The sequence below is a fragment of the Acinetobacter sp. 243_ASPC genome (assembly GCF_001054715.1).
Classification (GTDB): Bacteria; Pseudomonadota; Gammaproteobacteria; order Pseudomonadales; family Moraxellaceae; genus Acinetobacter; species Acinetobacter soli.
The window spans coordinates 1-8,666 of the sequence record NZ_JVOR01000136.1; the positions used below are offsets into that span (position 1 = coordinate 1).

Below are 8,666 nucleotides of genomic sequence, written 5' to 3' on the forward strand. Positions count from 1 at the left end.
ATCAATTTGGTGAAATTGCCTGTTCTGCTTTATCGAATGGACATGTTGCTGACATAAAAATGGTTGAGCAATTGGTTGCTGGCCTAAACGGAAAACTTTACGGGGATCGAGGTTACATCAGCCAAGAATTAAAAATTAGATTGAAAGATCGAGGTATTGATTTAATTACTTATCATCGGAGGAATATGCAGGCTATTCAACTCTGTGCATCAGATGAATATCACTTAAGACAACGCAATAAAATAGAAACATTATTCAGTTTATTGAAGGGGCAATACAATTTAGTGACGAGTAAAGCACGTAGTCTTCATGGATTTCTCAGTGGAATTTACGCCTCACTATGTGCATATCAATTAACCCATCGAAATAAGCCAACAATTCAAATTATGAAATCATCGGCTTAAACAGGATTCGGGTTAGAATAATACCTAGAGCAACTGAACGTATTAATACCACTACAGACACTAACCAGCCTAATCCCCCCTTACCTCAATTAGGTAGCGGTGACATTAACGTTTCCACAAATCAGGGCGGTCGACGTCCGCCTTCTGATTATGAATTCTTAGAAGATGACTTTGAATGGATTGATGGCGGTCCAGCTAGTGAATTAAGTAAATACAAATATGTAAAACAGACTAAACATCCAAAAAGAAAGAAGAAATATATAGAAACACAGACTATAGGAACTGGAGCTCCTGACAATTCACCAGAAGTATTAAATGGCCAAATAGTTCCTTCAACAAATCAATCGACAGAGTTTCAGGCCTCCGAGGATGGCAGAATTATTGGATTATGGAAAGCTTGTGTAAAAGCCATGGATTTCAATCCAGATTTAATACAAAAAGTTCACTATTACACATTTGAAAAGGGATTTAACTATTCCGAACTCCCGATGCTGATCGGTTTTTTTACTGAATCTGAAGAGCAGATTCACAAGACTTGGTGCTACGCAAATTCATTAAAAACCCAAATAAGAGGAGCATTAATTATCAGATTAACTGTATCGCAATTAGAACCTGTTTATATTTTTGATATACAGCCCGCAACATATACATCTACTGTAGAAGGTGAAACTCTGACAAAAGAAAGAGGACATGCCGGTTTAGTGTTTCAAATGAAATATGAAAAAGATCTCGAACAGTTCGTTTCAGATTTAATGTATCATCTTCCTCTACATGAGGGTTCATATCCCTCAAGAGTGTTTCAAAGCTTGTTAGTAACTCAAATATTTTTATTTCGACATTCAAATACAAAAGGGTTGACCGAAGGTGAATCAACTTTGTTGAATGCTTTAAGAAAGATAGAAATTGATAAAGTAATGTTCAAGAATTGAATTTTTAAATTTATATTATTTAGCTTACTATAAAAATGCCAATAGAATATAAGTACTATTGGCTTGTTAAACCAACATAATTATAAATATTTTCTTAAAAATTTAATTAGTTCTTTTAAGAATAGAGAATTAAATAATAATTAAAATCAAGCTAATTTTTTCAACACACCACACTTATCTACTGTACATAACCCATCACAAGTCTTTCTTATTTCTAATAGCTGCTGTATAAGTTTCTGCTGATTCCGAATATTTTCCTCTACATCGTTAATATGTGAATCGATAAGTTCATTAACATCAGAACAATTTAGATTAGGCAGATCCTTATAATTTAGTAATTTTTTGATTTCAGTTAAGTTCATATTCAAAGAACGACAATTTACAATGAATTTCAACCGATCAATGTAATCTTCAGTATATAGTCTATAGTTACCTTGAGTTCGATCAGGTTGCGGGATTAAACCTTCTTTTTCATAAAACCGTATTGTCAGTACTGAGCACGACGTTTTTTCAGAGAGCTCTCCTATCTTCATAAACATTAGAAATACTCAAAATCCACCTTGACTCTATAGTAGCTATAGAGATTTTAATATGCAATAAGTAAAGATATGACTATGGGCACATCAATGAGTGGTTGCGGTTGTAATAAAGAAAGTTCTTGTGAAGACACTAAGCAAAATCAAAATGAATCAGAAGCAAATTCTGGTAACAGTAAAGATTTAACTACTGAAGAAAGTAAAAGTTCTTGTTGTGGTAATGAAGAAGTACCACAACAATCTAAGCCTGATGAAAAAGATTCTTGTGCTAGTACTCAGCCATGTTCTACGCAGTCAAACTCATGTTGCGGCCCAAATTCGATAAGTTCACCTGAGACAGTTAATGATAATGAGGGTGTAGCGACTTTCATCAGTGACTATAACATCCCTAAAATGGATTGTTCCGCAGAGGAACAAATGGTTCGGATGACTTTATCTTCTTTGTTAAACGTTAAAAGGCTAGTTTTTGATTTGCCGAATCGAAACCTAAAAGTTATGCATAATGGTGAAAGTAATGAAATCACTGCAAAACTTGAAGCTCTTGGGTTTGGAGCAAAATTAAATAAAACTGAAGCCTATGTAAATAAAGAGCATGCAAAAGAAATCAGTACGTTTCTAATTCCGAAAATGGATTGCTCTGCTGAGGAGCAAATGGTTCGTATGGCATTGTCTCCAGTGAATGAGGTCAAAGGACTAACATTTGATTTACCTAATCGGAAATTGAAAGTTTTTCATAATGATGGTCTTAATGAAATTACTAGCAAACTTGAAGCTCTTGGGTTTGGAGCCAAACTTGAAAGTACCGCTGCCTCTGTGGGTGAAATGCCTGAAAAAGCAGATACGTCTGAACAAGCAAAAGTTTTAAAAATTCTTTTAGCGATTAATGCTGCACTTTTCGTTATTGAATTTATTAGTGGCCTAATTGCTGCATCTACAGGGTTAATCGCAGACTCTCTTGATATGTTTGCAGATGCTGCTGTTTATGGGATTGCACTTTATGCTGTAGGTAAAGCTGCAAAGTATCAAGTTAAAGCCGCGCATTTTGCGGGTTGGATTCAATTATTTCTCGCAATAACTGTAATTGTCGATGTAATTAGACGTTTTATATTAGGTAGTGAGCCTGAATCTTTATTAATGATTGTAATCGGCTTTTTTGCACTAATTGCGAATGTTGCCTGTCTTTATCTAATTTCTGGACATAAAGATGGTGGAGCACATATGAAAGCAAGCTGGATTTTCTCCGCTAATGATGTGATTGTGAATCTAGGTGTAATTATTGCTGGCTTCCTTGTGGCTTTGACAGGTTCCGCATATCCAGATCTTATTATAGGAATAATTGTTTCACTTTTCGTACTTAACGGTGCTCGAAAAATTTTGGCATTGAAATAAGAGTATTAAAAATGAATTTATTCCAAGTTAAACCAAACGAATTTGTCAAAATTGTTGACCTAAAAAAAGGTAACCAATATTTAGATAAAAATGATCCAGTTCTCGAACGACTTGAATTGTTAGGTTTCAGAATTGGTGAAACTTTACAAGTTCTAGCTAAGGGACTTTTCGGTGGTGATCCAGTATTGGTTCAAATTGAAACTTCTCGATTTGCGTTAAGAAAGAATGAAGCTGAACGAATTTTTGTAGAGATTGTTTCAAATGAACAGTAAAAATATTGCACTTATTGGTAACCCAAATTGTGGGAAAACATCTCTCTTTAATACTTTAACAGGTACTCGTCAAAAAGTAGCTAATTATGCTGGTGTTACTGTTGAGCGGAAAGAAGGTTTCTTTAAACTACCTTCTGGTGAATCAGTTCGAGTTTTAGATTTGCCCGGCACATACAGCTTAAAGCCTACGAGTCTAGATGAAGAGGTAACAAGGGCTGTATGCTTAGGTGAGCTTGAGGGTGAGGTTCTACCTGATATATATGTATGTGTGGTTGATGCCACTAATTTACATTTACATTTAAGTCTCGTGCTTGAAATAAGGGCATTGAATCGACCAATGCTTCTTGTTTTAAATATGATGGATGAGGTCAAAAAGCGTGGTATTTCGATAGATATTAATAAGCTATCAGAATTGTTGGGTATCCCTGTTATTGAGGCTGTTGCCGTTAAAACTAAAGGCGTGCAAGAACTACTAAATCAATTAGATCAAAAAAATCTATTTGTCACTCCTTATCATTCTGATCTGAATCATTTTGATCAGATTAAAAATATTACTAAACAGGTAATTTTAAAAAATGATAACGGTGATGCAAGAACAGCTTTCTTGGATAAAATTTTCTTACATCCTGTACTTGGTTTAGTCATCCTAACGCTTACCATGTTTGTCATGTTCCAAGCCGTTTTTATCTGGGCACAACCTTTTATCTCATTAATTGAAAATGCAATTGCTTGGTTAGGTAATACAATTGGCCCGCTTATTACTCATCCATTACTTAGAAGTCTTATTGTTGATGGGGTAATCGCTGGATCGGGTAGTGTTTTGGCTTATATGCCGCAGATCCTTATCTTATTCTTCTTTATTTTAATTTTAGAAGAATCAGGTTATTTGCCACGAGCAGCATTCCTTTTGGATAAATTAATGTCCAAAGCTGGTTTAAGTGGACGTTCCTTTATTCCACTATTGTCTAGTTTTGCCTGTGCTATTCCTGGTGTCATGGCAACACGAAGTATTAGTTCGGAAAGAGATCGTCTAGCAACCATTATGATTGCGCCATTAATGACTTGTTCTGCAAGATTACCTGTTTATGCTTTGCTGATTGCGGCATTCATTCCAAACAAATTAGTTTATGGTTGGTTGAGCCTACAAGGTTTAGTTCTTTTTGGACTATATATGGCTGGAATTGTTTCAGCATTATGTGTTTCTTTATTTTTGAAACTAGTTAGAAAAGATAAAACAGAAAGTATTTTTATCTTTGAGTTGCCTACTTATCGATTACCAGATATTCGAAACGTTGCTTTAGGACTTTATGACCGAGCTACGATCTTCCTAAAAAGAGTTGGCGGTATTATCGTAGCATTATCTATATTGCTTTGGGTATTGGTGACGTTCCCTCAACCTCCTGAGCATGCCACAATGCCTGCTATCAACTATAGTTTAGCTGGGCAACTTGGACATATTATTCAGCCTATATTTGCACCTATTGGCTTTACTTGGGAAATCTGTATCGCATTAATTCCTGCTATGGCTGCAAGGGAAGTTGTCATTGCTGCTTTAGGTGTAATTTATGCTATGTCTGGAGATGAAGATACTGTAACTCAAACATTGTTGAGTCAAATCTCTGGTCCTGATGGTTGGGGATTAGCTACAGGGATGTCATTATTAGTTTGGTACATTTTCGCACCACATTGTCTTGCAACATTAGCGACCATTCGTCGTGAAACTGGTAGCTGGAAACAGCCTGTTATTATGGCGACTTACTTATTTGGGCTTGCGTATTTCTTTGCCTTCATTACATATCAGCTTATTAGTAGACTTTAATCAAAATAAGAATATTTCATAAAGAAAAATGGATGCGAAGGCATCCATTTTTCTTTTAAGTATCAAACTGATTATGAGCTTTTTTTCACAGCAACAATAATCTGACTCTCACCCTCTATTTTTAATTCGAAGTCAACCTTTTCCCCTACAGTTAAACCATTCAATAATGCTGAATCTGCAACTTTAAAGCCCATGGTCATTGCAGGCCATTTAATTGCAGGAATTGCTTCATGGTCGAGTGTTAGAATATTTTCTTTCGTATCAATAGCAGTAATCACACCAACAGCTTGAGCTGTTGCAACTGTAGATGACTCTTTACTCATCTGCTCCATCGGTGCTTCCGCTTTCTTTTGCTCTGATGCCTCATTTTTGCTACATGCACTTAACGCAGCAACGGTTGCAACAAGAGCCACAGTTTTCATAAATTTCAACATAATAAAACCTCTTTTGACGAAATAATAAAACTATCAATTCTTTGATAGTTTTCTTTTGATTAAAAGCTGATATGCCGCAGGGATAACAAACATAGATAAGAGAGGGGCTGAAATCATGCCCCCAACCATAGGTAAAGTAATACGACTCATTAATTCAGAACCTGTTCCAGTCCCCAACAGAATAGGGATTAACCCCGCCAAAATGACAGCGACTGTCATTGCTTTAGGGCGAACACGTAGCACGGCCCCTGTATGAATTGCCTCATTGAGTTGTCGCTCTGTTAAGGATGCCGTTGAAGAAGATAGGCTTTGCTGTGCATGCTCAATTGCTTGCTTTAAATAGAACAACATGACTACACCAAACTCTGCGGCAACACCAGCAAGTGCAATAAAACCAACAGCAATCGCAACCGAAAAGTGATAATCACTCAAGTACATAGCCCAAATACCACCAATCAACGCAAAAGGTAGTGTTGCCATAATCAGAACAGCATCTTGTACTTGCCTAAAAATCAAATAGAGCAATAGAAAAATGATCATCAAAGTAATTGGAATAACAACTTTTAAGCGAGCATTCGCACGCTCCATGAACTCAAACTGTCCTGAATAGCTAATGCTCATGGCAGAAGAACGTTTTACTTTTTGGTCTATGGCCTGCTTCAAATCATGTACAACCGAAGCTAAGTCACGTCCTTGTACATCGACATAGACCCAACCACTTGGACGGGCATTCTCACTTTTAAGCATTGGCGGCCCATCTGTAATTTGAATATTAGCAACACTACTCAAGACTATTTGTTGACCAGATTCTGTTAGAATCGGTAAATTTCTTAAGGCTTCCAGTGAATCTCGAATCTCTCGTGGGTAACGTACATTAATGGGATACCGTGCCAAGCCTTCAACAGTTTCACCAATATTTTCCCCGCCAATCGCTGATGAGACGATTTGCTGTACATCTTTAATATTGAGACCATATCGCGCAGCCTGCATACGGTTAATATCGACATCAACATATCGACCACCTGTGAGCCGTTCAGCTAAAGCTGAACTAACACCGGGCACCTGTTTAGCCACTTGTTCAATTTGCTGTGCTACCCGATCAATATCTTGCAGATCATTTGCTGAAATCTTAATCCCGATTGGACTTTTCACCCCAGTTGCCAACATATCAATCCGGTTACGGATAGGTGGCACCCAAATGTTTGTTAAACCCGGTACTTGGACTGCCTTATCTAGTTCTTTTATCAATTTGTCAGGTGTCATACCTGAACGCCATTCAGACCGTGGTTTGAACTGAATCGTGGTTTCAAACATTTCTAATGGTGCAGAATCTGTGGCTGACTCAGCGCGACCAGCTTTACCGAATACTGTTGCAACTTCAGGAACGGTTTTAATCATTCGATCAGTCTGTTGGAGTAGCTCAGAAGCTTTTGCTGCGGACAATCCCGGTAAAGCTGAAGGCATATACAGTAAATCACCTTCATCCATATTGGGTAGAAACTCCCCACCTAACCGTGTTAAAGGGAAAAGACTAATAAGGAAAATTAGCAATGCACCAAGTAAAATTGTCTTTGGATGAGCTAAAACCTTATCCAACATAGAGAGGTGGTCCCACATGTTTGAACAACTAAAAGCGTATTTATAAGTGATATTCCGCTCTAGTTAAGCCACCTTGTTTTGTTGGGGTAGCTGATCATAGTAAAACTCATTTGGTGTCATTTTGTCTAGACTCGAATGAGGTCGTTTCAGATTATAAAACTCAAAATATGCACTCAATTGCTTTTTCGCATCTGTGACACTGCTATAAGCTTTGAGATACACCTCTTCATATTTAACGCTCCGCCATAATCGTTCAACCATCACATTATCAACCCATCGACCTTTACCATCCATACTGATTTGAATGCCATTTGATTTCAATACATCAATAAATGCATCACTGGTAAACTGACTGCCTTGGTCTGTATTAAATATTTCAGGTCGACCATATTTTTCAATAGCTTCATTTAATGTTTCTATGCAAAATGTAACCTCCATACTAATCGATACTCTATGCGCTAGTACCTTGCGGCTATGCCAATCAATCACAGCACATAAATAAACAAAGCCTTTTGCCATAGGGATATACGTTATATCCGTAGACCACACTTGATTACTGCGCTGAATAGCCAATCCTTTGAGCAGATATGGATATTTGCGGTGAGCTTGATTAGCCTGGCTTAAATTTGGTTTGCAATATAACGCATTAATGCCCATTTTCTTCATTAAAGTACGTGTATGACGTCGTCCTATATGATGTCCTTGACGATTCAACAAATCACGCATCATACGGCTACCTGCAAAAGGGTATTGCATATGTAACTCATCCATACACCGCATCAGCTTCAGATCTGATGCACTCACAGGTTTTGGGCGATAGTAATAACAACCACGGGAGACTTTCAGCAGCTGAGCTTGCTTAGATACTGAAATCTGAAGTGAGTCATCGATTAACTTTTGTGGTTGAAGCGGCCCAGTTTCTTCAACACACCTTCTAAAAAATCAATTTCTAATGCCTGCTCACCGATTTTTGCATGTAGTTTTTTTAGATCGATGGGTGGTTCTGTTGGAGCTTTTGATTGATCGAAAGCTTGCGAGGAAGCTGAAATCAGTTGATTTTTCCAGTCGATAATTTGGTTTTGATGAACATCAAATTCAGCACTCAATTCAGCAAGTGTTTTTTCTGCTTTAATCGCAGCAAGTGCTACCTTAGCTTTAAAATCATTTGAATGATTTCTTCTTGGTCTACGTGCCATAAAATACTCCATATATTGATGTTTATAACATCATTTGGGGAGCAAAATATCACTTATAAGTGTTGTTCAAATTTCCTGATCCACCTCT

General features: G+C 37.2%; 7 protein-coding genes and 2 pseudogenes. 5 read left to right on the forward strand and 4 right to left on the reverse strand.

From position 1 onward, the window contains the following. Together ADA42_RS17180 and ADA42_RS18935 are read left to right on the forward strand one after the other, a co-directional pair. Nucleotides 1–404 (forward strand): transposase (locus ADA42_RS17180; RefSeq protein ID WP_048766469.1); only part of this gene is annotated, 404 nt, incomplete at its 5' end. Between the two features lie 11 nt (nucleotides 405–415). After that, nucleotides 416–1,333, forward strand: a pseudogene (locus ADA42_RS18935) (hypothetical protein); the annotation flags it as partial. Between the two features lie 146 nt (nucleotides 1,334–1,479). Here the strand turns inward: ADA42_RS18935 and cadR are convergent. Then, nucleotides 1,480–1,872, reverse strand: coding sequence for a Cd(II)/Pb(II)-responsive transcriptional regulator (gene cadR / locus ADA42_RS17190; RefSeq protein WP_000480876.1), 393 nt, complete (start codon nucleotides 1,870–1,872; stop codon nucleotides 1,480–1,482). Nucleotides 1,873–1,947: 75 nt separating this feature from the next. On the opposite strand from cadR, the gene ADA42_RS17195 reads away from it, so the two are divergent. From ADA42_RS17195 to feoB, 3 genes are read left to right on the forward strand one after another with little or no spacing between them, the layout of a single operon-like run. After that, nucleotides 1,948–3,258: a cation transporter gene (locus tag ADA42_RS17195; RefSeq protein WP_000537298.1), complete on the forward strand. Its 1,311-nt coding sequence runs from the start codon at nucleotides 1,948–1,950 to the stop codon at nucleotides 3,256–3,258. A gap of 11 nt (nucleotides 3,259–3,269) precedes the next feature. After that, a complete protein-coding gene (locus ADA42_RS17200; RefSeq protein WP_001048218.1) occupies nucleotides 3,270–3,530 on the forward strand; it encodes a FeoA family protein in 261 nt (86 codons plus the stop codon). Then, on the forward strand, nucleotides 3,520–5,349 hold the full coding sequence (feoB, locus tag ADA42_RS17205) for a ferrous iron transporter B (RefSeq protein WP_001086233.1): 1,830 nt from the start codon (nucleotides 3,520–3,522) through the stop codon (nucleotides 5,347–5,349). The genes ADA42_RS17200 and feoB overlap by 11 nt, the downstream gene beginning before the upstream one ends. A gap of 71 nt (nucleotides 5,350–5,420) precedes the next feature. Here the strand turns inward: feoB and ADA42_RS17210 are convergent, their stop codons facing one another. The 3 genes and pseudogenes from ADA42_RS17210 to ADA42_RS18280 all read right to left on the reverse strand — a co-directional run bounded on the left by ADA42_RS17210 (nucleotide 5,421) and on the right by ADA42_RS18280 (nucleotide 8,590). Beyond that, nucleotides 5,421–5,783: a copper-binding protein gene (locus ADA42_RS17210; protein WP_048766474.1), complete on the reverse strand. Its 363-nt coding sequence runs from the start codon at nucleotides 5,781–5,783 to the stop codon at nucleotides 5,421–5,423. Nucleotides 5,784–5,816: 33 nt separating this feature from the next. Continuing rightward, nucleotides 5,817–7,382 (reverse strand): annotated as a pseudogene (locus tag ADA42_RS17215) (efflux RND transporter permease subunit); the annotation flags it as partial. Nucleotides 7,383–7,445: 63 nt separating this feature from the next. Further along, a protein-coding gene (locus ADA42_RS18280; RefSeq protein ID WP_100833519.1) for an IS3-like element ISAba14 family transposase occupies nucleotides 7,446–8,590 on the reverse strand; the annotation gives its coding sequence in 2 pieces (ribosomal slippage) (nucleotides 7,446–8,326 and nucleotides 8,326–8,590; 1,146 coding nt in all). Nucleotides 8,591–8,666: the final 76 nt, after the last annotated feature.